The sequence below is a fragment of the Paraburkholderia dipogonis genome (assembly GCF_046027395.1).
GTDB lineage: Bacteria > Pseudomonadota > Gammaproteobacteria > Burkholderiales > Burkholderiaceae > Paraburkholderia > Paraburkholderia dipogonis_A.
Map to the genome: position 1 here is coordinate 1 of NZ_JAQQEG010000062.1, position 16220 is coordinate 16220.

Annotated in this window: 18 protein-coding genes and 2 pseudogenes; 5 read left to right on the top strand and 15 right to left on the bottom strand. The window is 61.3% G+C overall.

What is annotated here, in order from left to right; all coding sequences use genetic code 11:
• From PQR32_RS38715 to PQR32_RS38730, 4 genes and pseudogenes are all read left to right on the top strand, one after another.
• Positions 1-199: pseudogene (locus tag PQR32_RS38715) on the top strand (hypothetical protein); the annotation flags it as partial.
• Positions 199-531, top strand: a complete 333-nt coding sequence (locus tag PQR32_RS38720) for a cupredoxin domain-containing protein (protein ID WP_408240134.1) — start codon at positions 199-201, stop codon at positions 529-531. The pseudogene PQR32_RS38715 and the gene PQR32_RS38720, both read left to right, overlap by 1 nt.
• A gap of 75 nt (positions 532-606) precedes the next feature.
• A complete protein-coding gene (locus PQR32_RS38725) occupies positions 607-1452 on the top strand; it encodes an FTR1 family iron permease (RefSeq protein WP_408240137.1) in 846 nt (281 codons plus the stop codon).
• Positions 1449-2855 (top strand): 4Fe-4S binding protein, encoded by a 1407-nt coding sequence (locus PQR32_RS38730; RefSeq protein ID WP_408240140.1) that lies wholly within the window; start codon positions 1449-1451, stop codon positions 2853-2855. The genes PQR32_RS38725 and PQR32_RS38730 overlap by 4 nt, the downstream gene beginning before the upstream one ends.
• Positions 2856-3142: 287 nt before the next feature.
• Here the strand turns inward: PQR32_RS38730 and hemP are convergent, their stop codons facing one another.
• The 4 genes from hemP to PQR32_RS38750 all read right to left on the bottom strand — a co-directional run bounded on the left by hemP (position 3143) and on the right by PQR32_RS38750 (position 5534).
• Positions 3143-3403, bottom strand: coding sequence for a hemin uptake protein HemP (gene hemP, locus PQR32_RS38735; RefSeq protein ID WP_408240143.1), 261 nt, complete (start codon positions 3401-3403; stop codon positions 3143-3145).
• A gap of 191 nt (positions 3404-3594) precedes the next feature.
• The gene (locus tag PQR32_RS38740) at positions 3595-4077 is read right to left on the bottom strand and encodes an SRPBCC family protein (protein WP_408240146.1); all 483 of its coding nucleotides are present in this window, start codon (positions 4075-4077) and stop codon (positions 3595-3597) included.
• 24 nt (positions 4078-4101) lie between these two features.
• Positions 4102-4500: an OsmC family protein gene (locus tag PQR32_RS38745; RefSeq protein ID WP_408240149.1), complete on the bottom strand. Its 399-nt coding sequence runs from the start codon at positions 4498-4500 to the stop codon at positions 4102-4104.
• A 155-nt stretch (positions 4501-4655) separates the two neighbouring features.
• On the bottom strand, positions 4656-5534 hold the full coding sequence (locus tag PQR32_RS38750; RefSeq protein WP_408240152.1) for a pirin family protein: 879 nt from the start codon (positions 5532-5534) through the stop codon (positions 4656-4658).
• 122 nt (positions 5535-5656) lie between these two features.
• Between PQR32_RS38750 and PQR32_RS38755 the strand changes: the two genes are divergently transcribed.
• The gene (locus tag PQR32_RS38755) at positions 5657-6646 is read left to right on the top strand and encodes a LysR family transcriptional regulator (RefSeq protein WP_408240155.1); all 990 of its coding nucleotides are present in this window, start codon (positions 5657-5659) and stop codon (positions 6644-6646) included.
• A gap of 354 nt (positions 6647-7000) precedes the next feature.
• Here the strand turns inward: PQR32_RS38755 and PQR32_RS38760 are convergent, their stop codons facing one another.
• The 11 genes and pseudogenes from PQR32_RS38760 to PQR32_RS38810 all read right to left on the bottom strand — a co-directional run bounded on the left by PQR32_RS38760 (position 7001) and on the right by PQR32_RS38810 (position 16206).
• A complete protein-coding gene (locus tag PQR32_RS38760) occupies positions 7001-7420 on the bottom strand; it encodes an ExbD/TolR family protein (protein WP_408240157.1) in 420 nt (139 codons plus the stop codon).
• Between the two features lie 16 nt (positions 7421-7436).
• The gene (locus tag PQR32_RS38765) at positions 7437-8168 is read right to left on the bottom strand and encodes a MotA/TolQ/ExbB proton channel family protein (protein WP_106285023.1); all 732 of its coding nucleotides are present in this window, start codon (positions 8166-8168) and stop codon (positions 7437-7439) included.
• 27 nt (positions 8169-8195) lie between these two features.
• Positions 8196-8921 carry an energy transducer TonB gene (locus tag PQR32_RS38770; RefSeq protein WP_408240160.1) on the bottom strand — a complete coding sequence of 242 codons (726 nt, stop codon included), beginning with the start codon at positions 8919-8921 and terminating at the stop codon, positions 8196-8198.
• 257 nt (positions 8922-9178) lie between these two features.
• On the bottom strand, positions 9179-9415 hold the full coding sequence (locus PQR32_RS38775; protein ID WP_012432441.1) for a (2Fe-2S)-binding protein: 237 nt from the start codon (positions 9413-9415) through the stop codon (positions 9179-9181).
• Between the two features lie 215 nt (positions 9416-9630).
• Positions 9631-10518, bottom strand: coding sequence for a glutamate racemase (gene murI, locus PQR32_RS38780; RefSeq protein WP_408240163.1), 888 nt, complete (start codon positions 10516-10518; stop codon positions 9631-9633).
• A gap of 144 nt (positions 10519-10662) precedes the next feature.
• Positions 10663-11142, bottom strand: a complete 480-nt coding sequence (bfr, locus tag PQR32_RS38785) for a bacterioferritin (protein WP_408240166.1) — start codon at positions 11140-11142, stop codon at positions 10663-10665.
• 192 nt (positions 11143-11334) lie between these two features.
• On the bottom strand, positions 11335-12858 hold the full coding sequence (locus PQR32_RS38790; protein WP_012432444.1) for a fumarate hydratase: 1524 nt from the start codon (positions 12856-12858) through the stop codon (positions 11335-11337).
• A gap of 55 nt (positions 12859-12913) precedes the next feature.
• Positions 12914-13483, bottom strand: a complete 570-nt coding sequence (locus tag PQR32_RS38795; protein ID WP_408240216.1) for a TIGR00645 family protein — start codon at positions 13481-13483, stop codon at positions 12914-12916.
• A 345-nt stretch (positions 13484-13828) separates the two neighbouring features.
• Positions 13829-14221, bottom strand: a pseudogene (locus tag PQR32_RS38800) (DMT family transporter); the annotation flags it as partial.
• Positions 14222-14898: 677 nt separating this feature from the next.
• Positions 14899-15321, bottom strand: a complete 423-nt coding sequence (locus tag PQR32_RS38805) for a ribbon-helix-helix domain-containing protein (protein ID WP_408240169.1) — start codon at positions 15319-15321, stop codon at positions 14899-14901.
• 609 nt (positions 15322-15930) lie between these two features.
• Positions 15931-16206, bottom strand: coding sequence for a hypothetical protein (locus tag PQR32_RS38810; protein WP_408240172.1), 276 nt, complete (start codon positions 16204-16206; stop codon positions 15931-15933).
• Positions 16207-16220 lie beyond the last annotated feature (14 nt).

The following is a 16220-nucleotide window of genomic DNA, read 5'->3' on the forward strand; positions in this document are numbered from 1 at the left end:
CGGTCATGACCCGTCCGGGGGGGGGGGGGGGGGGGGGGGGGGGGGGGGGGGGGGGGGGGGGGGGGGGCGGCGGGGGGGGGGGGGGGGGCGGGTTGTCTGCTCTACATTTGCGGCCCGTAAGCCCCCCCCCCCCCCACCCCGCCGGGGGGGGGGGGGGGGCCCCCCCCCCCCCCCCCGCCGCGTTTTCCGGAAGGGCTAATGAAAATCAACCGAAAGATCGCGATCTTCACCGCCACGGTTTTGCTGGCGGGCGTGGCCCACGCAGCCGACCTGCCGACCTTCAAGCTGGAAATGAACGACGGCAAGCTGAACCCGGCCCGCATCGAAGTGCCGGCGGGGCAGCGTATCAAGATCGAAGTGCGCAACACCGGCAAAGGCGCGGCCGAATTCGAAAGCGTGCAGTTGCGTAAAGAAAAGGTATTGGCGCCGGGCGCGGATTCGTTCGTCGTGATCGCGCCGCTCGAGCCGGGTGAGTACAAGTTTTTCGACGATTTCCACCAGCAGGCGCAGGGCGTCATCGTCGCGAAATAGTGGCTTGGGACGCGAGCGCGGAGCCTCGACGGTTCGCGCGTTCGCCAGAGCACAAGAAGGCAGAGGGAGAGCTTGATGGGTCAGATTCTATTCATCGTGTGGCGGGAAAGTGTCGAGGCGTTGCTGGTCGTCGGCATCCTGTACGCGTGGCTGAAAAATGGCGACGATGACGCGCGCCGCGGTTTGCCGTACCTGTGGGGCGGCGTGGCGGCCGGCGTGATCGCGGCGGTGGCGCTCGGCGCGGCGCTGGTCGGTTTCACCGAAGTGCTCTCCGGTGACGCGCAGGATTATTTCCAGACCGCGATGGTGCTGGTCGCCTGCGTGCTGATCGTGCAGATGGTGCTGTGGATGAAGCAGCACGGCCGCACGCTCAAGCGCGACATGGAACAGTCGCTGCAGAAGAGCCAGCGCGATTCGAACTGGTGGGGCGTCGCGTTGCTGGTGGCGCTGGCGATCGCGCGTGAAGGCAGCGAGACGGTGATCTTTCTGTACGGCCTCGGCTTCGGCCAGTCGGGTCACGTGGACGCCAGCCAGATGCTCGCGGTCGTGATCGGCCTGGCGCTCGCGTTCCTGACCTTCTACGTGCTGCAACTGGGCGGCAAGATCTTCTCGTGGCGGCTCTTTTTCCGCATCACGGAAATCATGCTGCTGTTCCTCGGCGCGGGTCTCTTCCAGACCGGTGTGGACAAGCTGATCGACAAGGAAATCCTGCCGACCATTGTCGACCAGGTGTGGAATTCGTCGATGATCCTCGATGATTCGAGCACCTTCGGTTCGCTGGTCGCAACGCTTACCGGTTATCGCGCTCACCCGGCGTTGATGAATCTGATCGCCTATGCCGCGTACTGGGCGGTGGTCTATCTGCTGGTGCGCCGCGCGAACCGCAAGCCGGCGCGGCAAGCTGCCGGACGCACGGCATGAGCACGGTCATGACCCGTCCGGGCCGCCTCGCGGCGGCCGGGCAGTGGATGCAGCGTCACGGTGCCGCGATTCGCGGCATCCAGTGGGTCGTGGTGGCGGTGTACGCGTTTCTGATTCTCGTGCCGGCGGTGATGCCGCTGCCGGACGACACGGCGCACCTGTGGACCAACCTGACGCTCGCCGCGCAGTTCGTGTTCTGGGGGATCTGGTGGCCGTTCGTGTTGCTATCGATGGTCATGCTCGGGCGTGTCTGGTGCGGCGTGCTGTGTCCGGAGGGTGCGCTCGCCGAATTCGCCAGCAAATACGGGCGAGGCTGGGCGATTCCGCGCTGGATGCGCTGGGGCGGCTGGCCGTTCGTCGCGTTCGGCATCACCACCATCTACGGTCAGATGGTGAGCGTCTACCAGTATCCGAAAGCCGTGTTGCTGGTGTTAGGCGGCTCGACTTTCGCGGCGATGATCATCGGCTTGCTGTACGGACGTGAGAAGCGTGTCTGGTGCAAATATCTGTGCCCCGTCAACGGGGTTTTTTCGCTTCTGGCGCGGCTCGCGCCGTTCCACTACAAAGTCGATGAAGAGGCGTGGCGCCGTTCGTACAAGAACGGCGAACATGGACATCGCGTGATTCCAATCAATTGCGCGCCGCTCGTGCCGTTGCGCAATATGAAGGGCGCGTCGGACTGCCATATGTGCGGGCGTTGCAGCGGGCACCGCGACGCGATTGCGTTGACGTGGCGCGCGCCGTCGTCGGAAGTGGTGCAGTTGGGCGACAAGCAGGCCAACCCGTGGGACACCGCGTTGATCCTGTACGGCCTGCTCGGCATCGCGATCGGCGCGTTTCATTGGACCGCGTCGCGCTGGTTCGTCGATCTGAAGATATTCTTCGCGAATTGGCTCGTCGATCACGACATCACATGGCCGCTCGACACCAACGCGCCGTGGTTCCTGTTCACGCATTACCCCGAGCAGAACGACGTCTTCTCGTGGCTCGACGGCACGATGGTGATCGGCTACATCCTCGCCACGGCGTTGGTGTACGGCACGGCGCTGCTGGTGCTGCTGATGGGCGCGACGCGCATGCTGGGGCGCTTCAATAGCGTGCGTCTGCATCATTTGACGCAAGGGCTGATTCCGATTGCCGGCGCGGGCGTGTTTCTCGGCTTGTCCGCTACCACGCTGTCGCTGTTGCGCGCGGAGCATGTGTCGTTGTGGTGGGCGTCGGATATGCGCATCGCCATTCTGGCGATTGCCAACCTGTGGAGCGCATGGCTCGCCTGGCTTGTCACGCGCCGCTATAGCGAGCGCTTCATTCAACGCGGCCTCGCGATGGTGTGGTTCGCCGCGGCGCTAGCCGTGGTCGATAGCGCGTGGTGGCTGATGTTCTGGGGCTGGGCTTCGAAGTAACGCATTCAACGCTCGCGGTTGCAGTAGTCGGCGCCGGCACCAAACAAAAAGCCGTGGAGATGACAACATCCCACGGCTTTTCCATTTTCCGCATGATCGGCACACGTTATAGCGTGTTGCCGCATCGAGTGAGAACCAAAAAAAGCGGCCTGGCTTGCTGCGACGGCTGGCTTGGTGTCTGCACGAAGGGGTCTAGTTCTCACGTGCAAGCCGTCGTGGCTGGCTACTGCCCAACACCTCTCTGGGAGGTGGTCCCCACAATACCCGGTACTAACTGCTATTCGTTCCTACTTCGTCAGGATCAGCTTGCCTAAGCGCGTGGCCCGCAGCTGGTAGGTCTCGCCGTTATGCACGATGCTGACGTGGCTATGTCCTTGCAGCAAAGCGTCGCTGCGTACGACTCGCTCCGACGTCTCGCCCGTACCGTTAATGCCATCCGCGCCAGGCTTCTGGCCGGTTACCGTTGCCGTCGACGATTTCGGACGGCTGGTCAGCGCGGCCGCCGGGCGGCGCAGGCTGAGTGTGGAAGGGCGCGTGAGATCGGTCATTCGTTTTAGCTGTTGGTCGATTCGATGGATTAATTCTAAATGATAACTATTCCCATTTACAAGGAAGAGAAATTGATCGGATTTGAGTTTCGATAGTCTGAGGGGAGTAGAGGCGGGGCGGCGTCTGGAGAAAGACGCCCGGTCGTTCGGCGGTCTTGCAATCGATCGCGGGCAGGGTGCCCGCGCGACATTCAATGCAACGTGCCGGGCTCCTGCTTCGTTTGCACATACTGGCGAATCAGCCGAACAGTATCGATATCGTTCTCACGATATGCCGACTTCACGATTTCCTGCGTCTGATGCGCATCGGGATCGGTCGATTCGGGCAGCGTGGTCGCGTACTCGAAGCGCAGGAACAGCTGCAGTTCGTCCGGTTGCTCGATCGTCATCGTGAGCGAGCCGCCTACGTAGTCGGCCGTCGGCAGAATGTCGTATCGCACGCTCTGGCTCTCCTCCAGCGTGACGCGGTCGCGTACCGTGGCCTGGCCGTAGTGCAGCTCCCGTTCGAGGACGTTGCCTTCGCGCGAAAGAATCGTGCAACTGTCGAGTCCGATCACGAACAGTTGCGGCTGTTCGGCGCGCAGCACGAGACCCTCCCACAACTGCTCGCGGGTCATTGCTTCGACAAACGGATTCAACGGGTCGTTGATCTGGATAAGGTGTTCGAAATTCAAAACGACGGCTTCCTATGAAAGCGTTTAAGCGACGGCGAGCCCCGAACGGATCGTGATCGAATGCGTGAGGATCTTGTGAACCGGGCACTGATTGGCGATTTGCAAGAGCCGTTCCCGCTGTTCGTCGGACAGATTGCCTTCGAGGATGATCTTGCGATCGATGGTCGTACCCGCGTCGCCGGTTTCGAGCGAGAGCGTCACGCGCACGTCGGCGAGCGGCCAGTCCTTGCGCTGAGCGTACATCTTCAGCGTGATCGACGTGCACGCGCCGAGGCTCGACAGCAACAACGAGACGGGCGTCGGCCCGCGATCGCCGCCGCCGAGCGACTCGGGTTCGTCGGCAAGCCATGTGTGCTTGCCGTCGTCGAAAAGGACCTGGAAATTCGTCGAACCGATGTGGGCGGTGACGGTGGACTCTGCCATGCGCGCTCCTGAACAGGGACGGAAATCGCCGCGCGCCACGGCCCGTTATGAGTGAACGGCGCGGCGCGCGGCCTGAATTGCTATTGTGAACGAATTTACCGGCCTTCGCGCCTCGGGTTGCGACGCAGACGGAGCGTGCCGCGCCCGTCGACGACTCAATGCGTGATCGCGCCCATGCGTCCGGCCTGGTAATCGACGACGGCCTGGCGAATCTCGTCTTCCGTATTCATCACGAACGGGCCGTAGCGCACCACGGGCTCCTTCAGCGGCACGCCGCCCAGCAGCAGCACCTCGAGTGGCTCCGCGCCGGCCGTGAGCGTCACGGAGTCGCCATCGTTCTGAAACACGACCATTTTCTGCGCGTCGATTTCCTGACGCGCTTCGCCTTCACCGTAGAAGCCCTTTCCGGACAGGCTATAGGCAAACACACGGTAGTCGGCCGGCACCGGCTGTTGGATCGTTGCGCCCGGCTGCAGCGAGAAATGCTGGTACAGGATCGGCGTACGCGTTTCGATCGCCGCTTTGACGCCGAGCGCCTCGCCGGCGATCACCTTGACGCGCACCTTGCCGTCCGCGGACGTCGCCACGGGAATGCTCGCTGACGGCATTTCCTGGTAGCGCGGCTCGATCATCTTGTCGCGGCGCGGCAGATTTACCCAGAGTTGCAGGCCGTGCACGCGGCCGCCCGTGCGTACGAACGACGGGTCCGGCATCTCGCTATGCACGACGCCCGCGCCCGCGGTCATCCATTGGACGTCGCCGGCGTGCAGGGTGCCGGAATGCCCGGCCGAATCCTTGTGGCCGAACTGGCCCTCGAGCACATACGTGACCGTTTCGAAGCCGCGATGCGGATGGTCGGGCGCGCCTTTGGCCTCGCCCGGCGCGTAGTCGATCGGGCCCATTTCGTCGAGCAGCAGGAACGGATCGAAGTCCATCAGCATGCGAGTGGGAAACGGGCGGTGGACGATAAAGCCGCCACCCTCGGTCGTGCGAACGGCCGGAAACGTGCGTTCGATCGTGCGGGTCGTGCTCATCAAAGTCACCTCAAAAAATGGGGAATAGCGTTATTTTTGAAACATGGAGCTATTATAGGGACCGTTTTCCGGGGTGCCAGCCGCCCTTACGCAATGGATTGTTCTATTACTGGAACGATGAGATGAAGATCGATTCACATAATCTGAATGACCTGATGTATTTTTCGCAGGTCGTCGAGCATGGCGGGTTTTCCGCCGCCGAACGCGTGCTGGGGATTTCCAAGTCGCGCCTGTCGCGCCGGCTGACCGAGCTGGAAGCGTCGCTCGGTGTGCGCCTGCTGCAACGATCCACGCGCAAGCTGGCGCTCACCGAAGCCGGCCAACTCTTCTATCAGCATTGTCAGGCGATGCTGAGCGAGGCGCAGGCGGCCGTCAACGTCGTCCAGCAACTGCGTTCGTCGCCGCGCGGCACCGTGCGCGTCAGCGTGCCCGTCACGATCTCGCAGACCATCCTGTCGCAGATCCTGCCCGAATTCATGCATCGGTATCCGGAAGTGCGTGTCGTGATGCGCGTGACGAACCGCGTGGTCGATCTGTTCGAGGATTCGATCGATGTCGCGCTGCGGGTGCGCTCGGATCCGCCGGAAAATGCCAACATCGTCGTGCGGCCGCTGTGGCGCACGCAGCAGATGCTGGTCGGCGCGCCGAGCCTGTTGCGACAGAATGCGCCGCCGTTGCTGCCGGCCGACCTGAACGGTTTCGAAACGCTCGACGTGCCGACCGGCGACGGACGCCACATCTACAACCTGATTGCACCCGACGGCACGCGTCATGCGCACGAACACGAGCCCCGCCTCGTGACCGCCGATCTGATGACGATTCGTGAAGCGGTGCTCGCCGGGGTCGGTATCGCCGCGCTGCCGGAGATGATGTACGGCGCGGCGCTGCGAGCCGGCCAGTTGTCGCCAGTGATGCCGGGCTGGACCTTTCCGACACCGCAGTTGTACGCCGTATTCGTATCGCGGCAGGGGATGGTGCCGGCGGTGCGCGCCTTTGTCGATTATCTGGTGGAGATGCTCGATCCCGACGACGGTAAACACATCATGGGCGAGTGTCCCGCGCGCGAGGAAAAGGTCGCTGCTGCGCAGCCGATGTTCGCGATTGCGCCATAGCACTTCTGACGGGCCACAGCATCGCTTTTAGCATTTAAGCGTGGCCTGTCATGAGTACTTTCAATGGCCGTTTGCTTGAATGCGCGCGCTCCCGGGCTTATAGTGAAATCCCTTCGCTAAGGAGTCTCTTATGCGGAAACTCATGGCCGCTATGATAGCCGGCCTGATAGGGCTGACCGCGCTGTCCGTGTCGATCACGGCTGTCGCATGCGGTGATTCCACGAGCTATCAATCTTCGACCGATGGCAAATGATCCCGCCGCCCGAAGGCGCCGAGTGCGCACAAAAAAGGCCTTCATCTGACGATGAAGGCCTTTTACTTTTTGGCCCCTGTTTCAAGGGGCATTTCACCAGATTACCTGCTTTTCGGTTGTGTCACGAAGCCGATCTTGGTGAGGCCGCCGGCCTGTGCGGCCGCCATCACTTCTGCCACTTTCTCGTACGGAACCTTGCGGTCCGCGTCCAGATGCAGCTCGGGTTGCGGGTTCGCTTGCGCGGCTTCCGCGATCTTCGCGCTCAGCGCGGCTTCGTCGACCTTCTTGTCGTCCCACGTGACGTTGCCATCCGCGTCGACCGCGACCGTGACTTGCGCGGGCTTGGTGTCTTCCTTCTGACTGCTTGCGTGCGGCAGATCGATTTTGACCGCGTGACGAATCACCGGAATCGTCACCATGAACACGATCAGGAGAACCAACATCACGTCGACGAGCGGCGTCATGTTGATTTCGTTCATCAGGCCGTCGTCATCGTCGCCGGCGAAGGGGCTCATTGCCATCGGAGTGCCTCGTCGATCAGTTCGTGCGCGCGGCGAGACGCAGGCCGTCGCCACGCTTGGACGACGACAGGCGCGCGCCCGTCACGAAGAATGCATGCAGGCCATGCGCAAAACGGCTCAATTTGGCGACCACCGCCTTGTTGGCGCGCGTCAGTGCGTTGTAGCCGAGCACCGCCGGAATCGCGACGAACAGGCCGAACGCGGTCATGATCAGCGCTTCGCCGACCGGACCGGCGACCTGATCGATCGACGACTGGCCGCTCGCGCCAATGGCCAGCAGCGCATGATAGATGCCCCACACCGTGCCGAACAGGCCGACGAACGGCGCCGTGCTGCCGATCGACGCGAGAATCGCGAGACCGCTCTGCATGCGCGCGACGCTTTCGTCCATCGTGTCTTTCAGGCAGCGCGTGACCCAGTCCGACACGTCCATGCGGTCGTGCAGATGCGGCTGCGTCTGATGATGATGATCAGCCGCTTCCTGGCCCGACAGCGCCAGCGCGAGGAACGGATTGTCCTGCGGCGTCGACGATCCGGCGCCGAGCTTCTTCACGCCGTCGGCGAGGTCGTCCGAATGCCAGAAGGCCTGCTCGGCATTCTTGGTGAGGCGGTTCAAGCGCATCACGTTCCAGCCTTTGATGACAATCACGCTCCACGACATCACCGACATGATCAACAGCGCGAGCGCGATACCGCGCGTCACGAAATCCCCTTGCGCCCAGACGTGCGCCAGTCCGTAGTTTTGCATTGCAATTCCTTTTTTTTAAAAGCTGCCTCAGTCGTTCAGACTGAAGTCGAATGGCTGGGTATAAGCGGCCCGGATCGGCTGGCCGTTCTCTAGAAATGGTTTGCACGCGCTCGCGCGCACGGCGGCGACCGCGGCGTCGTCGAGGCGGCTGAAGCCGCTGCTCTTGCTCAGCTGGATGTTTTCGAGCTTGCCCGTCAGACCGACCACGAACCTGACAGACGCCGAGCCGGTTTCGTTGCGGCGCTTGGAGAGCACAGGATAGTCGGGCTTGGCGATGTTGCAGTCGAGGTGCGAGACGTTTTTGGGCGCGCTGATTTCCAGCGTCTCACGGCCGATTGCCGGCGCGGCAGGCGCGGGCGGCGCGGCAGGTGCAGCCGGTGCGGGTGGCGTCGGATCGGGCGCCGCGACGGGCGTCGGCGACGGCGCGGCGGCCACCGGTAAAGGCGTCGGCTTGGGCGTCGGGGTCGGCTGAACCTTCGGCTTGGTATGAACCGGCGGCGTCGGCGTGGGTGGCGGTGGCGCTATCGATTGCATCGCGACCGGCGCGGCAACCGGCGCCGGCGGCAGCAACTGCGCGGTCATGACGTGCGATTCGAGCGCGGGTTGCACGGGGTCATGACGCAAGGTCATCACCACGGCAAGCAACGCGACATGAATCGCTGCAACCACGGCGGTTGCGGTCAGGACGCGGGAGTTCGTGCGAGTGGACGAAGCCGGCATGGCGCCGGCTGAAGCGGTATGCGAGGCCGGCATGTTAGCGTGGTGGCGCGCTGTCGATGCAGCGCGTCAGGCAAGACATCGTCATGTTCGAAAAATCAGCAGCGAAATGAACAAAGTAGTCACGAAACCAATCAGCAATTCCATCTCGAACTCCTGTGACGGGTGAGCGGGTAGCTGGCTGGTACGAATACTGGCTTGCTGACGGCAGTGGGATAACGCTTGAACAGCGAGAACGGCAGGGGCCTTCAGGCACCCGAGGCGCGGAGTGAGCCGCGCTCAGAAAATCTGGCTCAGGCGGCCTTGCGTTCGTAAAACGTCAGCGGTACAGCTTGCGGGTGATGCTCGAAACCACAGCGGCTCGCGCAGACGCCGCTTTTCATCATGACATCGCGCACGGAGTCGGCGCACTTGCCACAGCAGGATGCGACGCCGAGCTCGAACTGAAGCTCGTCAAACGAATCCATGCCTTCCTCGATCGAAGCACGGATCTTTCGGTCAGAAACAGACTTGCAGACACAGACAATCATGGCGGGCGTCATAGCTAACGTTAATGCGAATTATTATCATTTTGTTTGGCCCGTTTGGCAAGCGTCCTGCATGATTTTTTGTAACAAAACCAGACTCTTAGAAGGGTTTCGTCTATGAGGCGGAATTTGGTGCCGGCGGCGGGCGGCGTGGAAAAGCGCCTAAAAAGCAGGCAGAAGGCCGCGCAGCAGGCCAAAAACGACCCGCACGAGGCAATTTATGCGGCTTGGGAGTCTGGCGCTGCCGTGCGGCGCGAGGGAATCGACACCTGTAGGACCGCGGCGTCGATGTGCAGCAGGGTGGCGGCCAGTTGCTGCTGATGCACGCCGTCGTCGGTGGAATAAAAGCGGGGCAGAACAGTGGCCGTGTTTTCCGGCGCCGCGCGCAAGCCGTTCTGGTCGAGCACCCGTTCCAGTTGGCGCGCTATGGCGACGCTCGTATCGATCAGCATCAGCCGGTCGCCGACGATGTCGCGAATCGCCGCATCGAGAAACGGGTAGTGCGTGCAGCCGAGCACGAGCGTATCCGCGCCCGCGTCGAGCATGGGCTGCAGGTAGCCGCGCAGCAGTGCGCGCAATTCGGGGGAGCCGACGTCACAGCGTTCTACCGCCTGCACGAGCCCGTGACCCGGCTGGCAAAGAAAGCGGCAATCCGCAGCGTAGCGTTCGAGCAGCGCCTGGAAGCGGGCGCTGCGCAACGTCACTTGCGTGGCGAGCACGCCGGCGACGCGCGTTTTCGACTGCAGCGCGGCGGGTTTGACGCCGGGTTCGACGCCGACCAGCGGGATAGGCAGCTTTTCGCGAACCAGCGCGATCGACTGCGCGGTCGCCGTATTGCAGGCGACCACCAGCGCCTTCGCGCCTTGCTTGACCAGCCATTCGCCGATCGCGAGCGTGCGGTCGGCGATGAAGTCGTCGTCGCGCTCGCCGTACGGGGCGTAGAGCGAGTCGGCGACGTACAGGATCGTTTCGTCAGGCAGTTGTGCCCGGACCGCCCGCAACACCGACAAACCGCCGAGCCCCGAATCGAAAATGCCGACCGGTGCGCGCGATCCGGCGCCAGGCGTGAACATTCTTGCATTCGTGGACGGTGATTCTGCGGGCATAGGCGAAGAGGACGCGTGCGGCACAGCAGTCAAGGGAAACTCTGAAAAACGGGAAGGTGCGCAAGTATATCGTCCGCGCGGCCAGGGCCATCGCAAATAAGCTGACCCATGAACGGGCGCGCGGGCGGTTGCAGCGTGGTTCGATCAGGACTCGACCGAGCCCATTGCGGATTGCTGGTAGTTCTGGATGCCGACCTTGTCGATCAGGTCGATTTGCGTTTCGAGCCAGTCGATGTGTTCTTCGGTGTCGTCGAGAATCTTCGTGAAGATTTCACGCGAAATGAAATCGCGCACCGATTCGCAATACGCGATGGCCTCTTTACAGGTGCTCTGCGAAATCTGTTCGAGCTTCAAATCGCATTCGAGGATTTCTTTCGTTTCCTCACCGATCAGCAGCTTGTGCAGGTCCTGCAGATTCGGTAGACCGTCGAGCATGAAAATGCGTTCGATGAGCCAGTCGGCATGCTTCATTTCACCGATCGATTCATCGTATTCGTGCTTGCCGAGTTTCTCGAGGCCCCAGTGCTTATACATCCGCGCATGCAGGAAGTACTGATTGATGGCGGTCAGTTCGTTTTTCAACTGCGAGTTGAGATATTCGATGACCTTCTTGTCGCCTTGCATGGTGTGTCCTTGTAGGGGATTTTTGAATTTCCCAGAACAATAAACGGCGAAACGCAAAAAGCCAAGGCAAAAAACAGATTTTCGCCTGATTTCAGAGGGTTTTTCGCGTGATGCGTACCGTTCTCATTTCATCATAAAAAAGCCGGGGTTTCAGGCCCCGGCTTTGAGTTATTCAAATGAAGTCAATACCGATCAAACCGTCGCGACGGGAATCTTGCCGATCTTCGCTTGCCATTCCTTCGGGCCGGTCTGATGAACGGAGGTGCCGTTCGAATCGACGGCCACCGTCACCGGCATGTCCTGCACGTCGAACTCGTAGATCGCTTCCATGCCGAGGTCTTCGAACGCGAGAACCTTCGCGCTGCGAATCGCCTTCGACACGAGGTACGCCGCGCCACCCACGGCCATCAGATACGCAGCCTTGTGCTTCTTGATTGCTTCGATGGCGACGGGGCCGCGCTCCGCTTTGCCGATCATCGAGATCAGACCGGTTTGCGACAGCATCGTCTCGGTGAACTTGTCCATGCGCGTTGCGGTGGTCGGGCCCGCGGGACCGACGGCTTCATCGCGCACGGGATCGACCGGGCCGACGTAGTAGATCACGCGGTTCGTGAAGTCGACCGGCAGCTTCTCGCCCTTCGCGAGCATGTCGGCGATGCGCTTGTGGGCTGCGTCGCGGCCCGTCAACATCTTGCCCGACAACAGCAGCGTCTGACCCGGCGTCCACGCAGCGACTTCTTCCGGCGTGAGCGTGTTCAGATCGACGCGCTTGCTCTTTTCGGTATCCGGTTCCCACTGCACCTTCGGCCATGCGTCGAGCGACGGCGCTTCGAGCTTGGCGACGCCCGAACCGTCCAGCGTGAAGTGCGCGTGGCGCGTGGCCGCGCAGTTCGGGATGATCGCAATTGGCTTGGACGCGGCGTGCGTCGGCGCGGCCATGATCTTCACGTCGAGCACGGTGGCGAGACCGCCGAGACCTTGCGCGCCGATACCGAGTGCGTTGACCTTTTCGTGCAGTTCAACGCGCAGTTCTTCGATCCAGTCCTTCGGGCCGCGTGCGATCACGTCCTGAATGTCGATCGGATCCATCAGCGATTCTTTCGCCATCACCATCGCTTTTTCAGCGGTGCCGCCGATGCCGATGCCGAGCATGCCCGGCGGGCACCAGCCCGCGCCCATGGTCGGCACGGTCTTGAGAATCCAGTCGACGATCGAGTCCGACGGATTCAGCATCGCGAACTTCGACTTGTTTTCCGAGCCGCCACCCTTGGCGGCGACCTGCACGTCGACCGTATTGCCCGGCACGATCTCGTAGTGGATCACGGCCGGTGTGTTGTCCTTGGTGTTCTTGCGGCCACCTTCCGGCGGGCTCACGATCGACGCGCGCAGCACGTTGTCCGGGTTCAGGTAACCACGGCGCACGCCTTCGTTGATCATGTCGGTGACGCCCATCGTCGCGCCGTCCCAACGCACGTCCATGCCGACTTTCACGAACACCGTGACGATGCCGGTGTCCTGGCAGATCGGGCGCTTGCCTTCGGCGCACATGCGGCTGTTGGTGAGAATCTGCGCAATGGCATCTTTGGCGGCCGGGCTCTGTTCGAGCTCGTACGCGCGGCCCAAGGCCTGGATGTAATCGAGCGGATGGTAATAGCTGATGTACTGAAGCGAATCAGCAATGCTCTGAATCAGATCTTCCTGTTTGATGACGGTCATGGCTAGCTCAGTGGGGACAGTGGCGCTTGTTGTCGGACTCGCAGGGCAGGGCGAGTCAGTCGTGCGCCTTCAGGGGAGTGGAACCTTTAGCGGAACCCACGGCGTGCAGCACCGTGGGTTCTTCGAAATGCCTGGGATGCGTATGCGTGGTGAGGCGGTCGACCAGCGCCATCACGAGCGCCGAGACGAGGAACGCGACGTGGATGATCACCTGCCACATGATCGTATGGGTCGAATTCTGGTCGGGGCTGATGAAGGTCTTCAGCAGATGGATCGACGAGATGCTGATCAGCGCCATCGACAATTTGACTTTGAGCACGCCGGCGTTCACATGGTCCAGCCATTCCGGTTCGTCCGGATGACCCTCGACGCCCAGGCGCGACACGAACGTTTCATACCCGCCGATGATCACCATGATCAGCAGGTTCGAGATCATGACCACGTCGATCAGGCCGAGCACGACCAGCATGATGTTGGTCTCGTCGAGCGTCATGGAGGCCGTGACGAGATGCCAGACTTCCTTGAGGAACAGCACGACATAGACGCCCTGGGCGACGATCAGGCCCAGATAGAGCGGCAACTGCAGCCAGCGGCTCATGAAAATGATGGCAGGGACCGGGCGCATCGGGCGGCGCTGATGGGCGGAGTCGGATCGCGAAGCGGACATGGGCAAGAGTCAGATGAAACGCAGGTGACGGAACATGGACTAAATGCGCCGACCCGGGCATACGCACTACTCAGCACGCACGCGGATCAGGCACGCAAACCAGGCGCAGACGGCGCGGTACACAGCCGGGGGAGGCCGGACAAGCTCGCGTCAGGCGCGCTATTGTACAGCGTCGGGTGAATTTGCCGCGTCGCGGCGGGCAGGGTGATGGCGCATGACGGGCGGCGCGTCCGGCCACGCGCCTCGCGGACTGTAGCTTGCGTTCAGGCTTCGGCGCTCACGACGCCACTGGCGGCACCGCTTGACTTTCAGGCTCGCCAGCGCGATCGACGCCAGTGCACGACCGTTCGGACGGTCTTTGAGGATGAGCCACGAGAGCAGCGCGACGACCGCGGGAATCGTGCTCGTGATGACGCCGGCCGCGACCGCGCTCGTGCGCTGCACGCCGCCCAGCATCAGCAGCGTCAACCCAAAGGTGCCGAACAGGGCCTGCAAAAACAGGTTGAACCATTCATCGCGTTTGACGCGGCGCAGTTTGGACGCGCGCAGAAGCGGCCACAGTACTGCCATCGGGATCACGAAGCGCAGCAGCGCGAACAGGGGGACGGGGACGAACTCGACGATCGATTTACCGATTCCGACATTGCTGCCGACCAGCAGCATCGAAGTAATGAGAAGCAGGGAGTAACGATTCAAGCTGGAATCCGGGTAAAGGCGTGCGCAGGCGCCTGGTTTACCGGACGGGCCGGTGGATCCGGCCAGCTGTCGCTGTCGCGCGCGGCGGAACATCGCGCATGCGCCGCGTGGACGCAGTTCACGCGGATTGTTCATTGCGTTGAAAAAGGCAGATGCTGCGAAGAGCGGGGCGGTCGAGGGCCGCCAGCCGCCGCGGGCGCCCCAGTGCCAAGGCGCTGGACCGGCGTTGCGGCGGCTGGCTGTTGTCAGCGATTCATCATGCGCTGCCACCGCCCGCCGCACCGCCGCCCGCGCCATCATCGACGTCATCATGCCGAGGAGCGGCTGCACCATCTGCATCGCGGCGGAGAGTGCCTGCTTGATGACGTCCATGAGCTGGTCGAGACCCCCCGAACCGCCCGCACCACCGCCTTGTGCCGGCATCGTTGGAATGCTCCGTCGAGAACATCCGGACGCTACTCATATCGGTGCGGCTGTGCATGTCGTTTTGCGTCGGCGCTGCCATGTTGCCCATATCGAAGACGTGCTATTGCCGAGGTTATTGATCGCATTCGTCATCATCAAATCCTTTGAGTGTCAAAAAACTATTTAAATCAGAGAGTGGGTCTGTCGTGCCTGAATGGCTACGCCAGATTCCGGATGGTTGCCATGTTGAAGCGTATAAGTGAAATGTGTTTTTATAAATCACCTATGGTTGATTCAAGTGGACTACCCGATCCAACCGGATCGATTGTTCCAAGATCGATCGGATGTTTCTTATCTAATAATTGGGTGACGCAGATTATTCTGATGAAACCAGTAAAGTTGCAGATGGTTTCCTGTGTCAGATCAATCTCAAGTGCCCATCGGGAAATCAGTTTTCCTACCGTTACGGCTTCCTGCCGCGCAATCTCCTCGATGATTCGCCAATAGACCTCCTCGAGCCGCAGGCAAGTGGCGAGTCCGTTGATTCTGACGGACCGCTGCCGCGGCCTTGCAAGCTGCGGCGTGAAGTTGCAATACCGTGTCATCCGCATGTGCGTGCACGTGTAGGAATAAGAGAAGGCAGAGCCTTGGTTGGGACTGTGAAGGTCCAGGCGCATTTTGAGATGGTGATGCATCTGCAATGTGAATCGCGTGGGTCGTGTCTCATATTCGGATGGATTCAAGTGACGGCTAGTCAATCTTGCTCCGCGATAGTCCGATCTGGTCATACAGATGTATGACATCAGTTCATACGTATGTATGCTTATTGGATATAGCCGACACATTGTCTTATTTTCGAGATGTTGCGATTCAGGCCGGATCAATTGGGCCACTTTAAATGCGCGCGTCAATTTTCTGCCTGACTAATAAAAATAGTCGGAGAGCGGAGAGTTTTTGTTAGAAAGCCGATGTCCCGCATAGATATGACCATCGGTAGTGCTGGCGCTATAAATTTCACTGGCGTAATCAATAAAACGTAGCCAGGAATTTTCAATGCTTATCATGAGGCGTAACGATTCGCCCAGTAAGAAGAGCGGCGGTGGTCCCCCGTGCTGGCCGCCGTCCGTCTCGTTGTGGTGCAAATAGGTAGTATGGCCGAAGTGTTTCCTATAAATATCGATGCCTTATCGATTGAACAGAACAGCATTCCAGACGAATTCTTAAGGCCGCCGCACGTCAGAAAAGATGCGTTTCCCATCAACACCTTTCCCCGCGGCGGCCGTCTCAACGGCAGACGGGTTGCGTTAGCCGCCCATCATGCCGCCCATGGCGCCGGACAGCATGCCCATGATGTCCTTCAGTAGCTTCATCACATCTTTGAGCGCGTCGCCAGCGCCACCGTCACCGCCACCGCCACCGCCACCGCCGCCCGCCTGATCGCCGCCGGCATCGCCGTCCTGCGAAATCGTCTGAGCCTGCGGAACCTGCTGACCGGCAGCAGAATTCATCCCTGGAGCGTGATGCCCTCCCATGGCAGACATCTGTGTGGTGGTGCTGGTTTGAGAAACGTCCATTGACATTTTCTACTCCTTTG

Excerpts from the sequence above, each read along its gene's own strand:
- bfr (WP_408240166.1), bottom strand. The coding sequence starts at position 11,142 with ATGCAAGGCGACAAGAAGGTCATCGAATATCTCAACTCGCAGTTGAAA.
- PQR32_RS38725 (WP_408240137.1), top strand. The coding sequence starts at position 607 with ATGGGTCAGATTCTATTCATCGTGTGGCGGGAAAGTGTCGAGGCGTTG.
- PQR32_RS38795 (WP_408240216.1), bottom strand. The coding sequence starts at position 13,483 with ATGCGCCCGGTCCCTGCCATCATTTTCATGAGCCGCTGGCTGCAGTTG.
- PQR32_RS38790 (WP_012432444.1), bottom strand. The coding sequence starts at position 12,858 with ATGACCGTCATCAAACAGGAAGATCTGATTCAGAGCATTGCTGATTCG.
- PQR32_RS38765 (WP_106285023.1), bottom strand. The coding sequence starts at position 8,168 with ATGCAAAACTACGGACTGGCGCACGTCTGGGCGCAAGGGGATTTCGTG.
- PQR32_RS38760 (WP_408240157.1), bottom strand. The coding sequence starts at position 7,420 with ATGGCAATGAGCCCCTTCGCCGGCGACGATGACGACGGCCTGATGAAC.
- PQR32_RS38810 (WP_408240172.1), bottom strand. The coding sequence starts at position 16,206 with ATGTCAATGGACGTTTCTCAAACCAGCACCACCACACAGATGTCTGCC.
- PQR32_RS38770 (WP_408240160.1), bottom strand. The coding sequence starts at position 8,921 with ATGCCGGCCTCGCATACCGCTTCAGCCGGCGCCATGCCGGCTTCGTCC.
- PQR32_RS38730 (WP_408240140.1), top strand. The coding sequence starts at position 1,449 with ATGAGCACGGTCATGACCCGTCCGGGCCGCCTCGCGGCGGCCGGGCAG.
- PQR32_RS38750 (WP_408240152.1), bottom strand. The coding sequence starts at position 5,534 with ATGAGCACGACCCGCACGATCGAACGCACGTTTCCGGCCGTTCGCACG.
- PQR32_RS38775 (WP_012432441.1), bottom strand. The coding sequence starts at position 9,415 with ATGATTGTCTGTGTCTGCAAGTCTGTTTCTGACCGAAAGATCCGTGCT.
- hemP (WP_408240143.1), bottom strand. The coding sequence starts at position 3,403 with ATGACCGATCTCACGCGCCCTTCCACACTCAGCCTGCGCCGCCCGGCG.
- PQR32_RS38805 (WP_408240169.1), bottom strand. The coding sequence starts at position 15,321 with ATGCATCACCATCTCAAAATGCGCCTGGACCTTCACAGTCCCAACCAA.
- murI (WP_408240163.1), bottom strand. The coding sequence starts at position 10,518 with ATGCCCGCAGAATCACCGTCCACGAATGCAAGAATGTTCACGCCTGGC.
- PQR32_RS38720 (WP_408240134.1), top strand. The coding sequence starts at position 199 with ATGAAAATCAACCGAAAGATCGCGATCTTCACCGCCACGGTTTTGCTG.
- PQR32_RS38755 (WP_408240155.1), top strand. The coding sequence starts at position 5,657 with ATGAAGATCGATTCACATAATCTGAATGACCTGATGTATTTTTCGCAG.
- PQR32_RS38745 (WP_408240149.1), bottom strand. The coding sequence starts at position 4,500 with ATGGCAGAGTCCACCGTCACCGCCCACATCGGTTCGACGAATTTCCAG.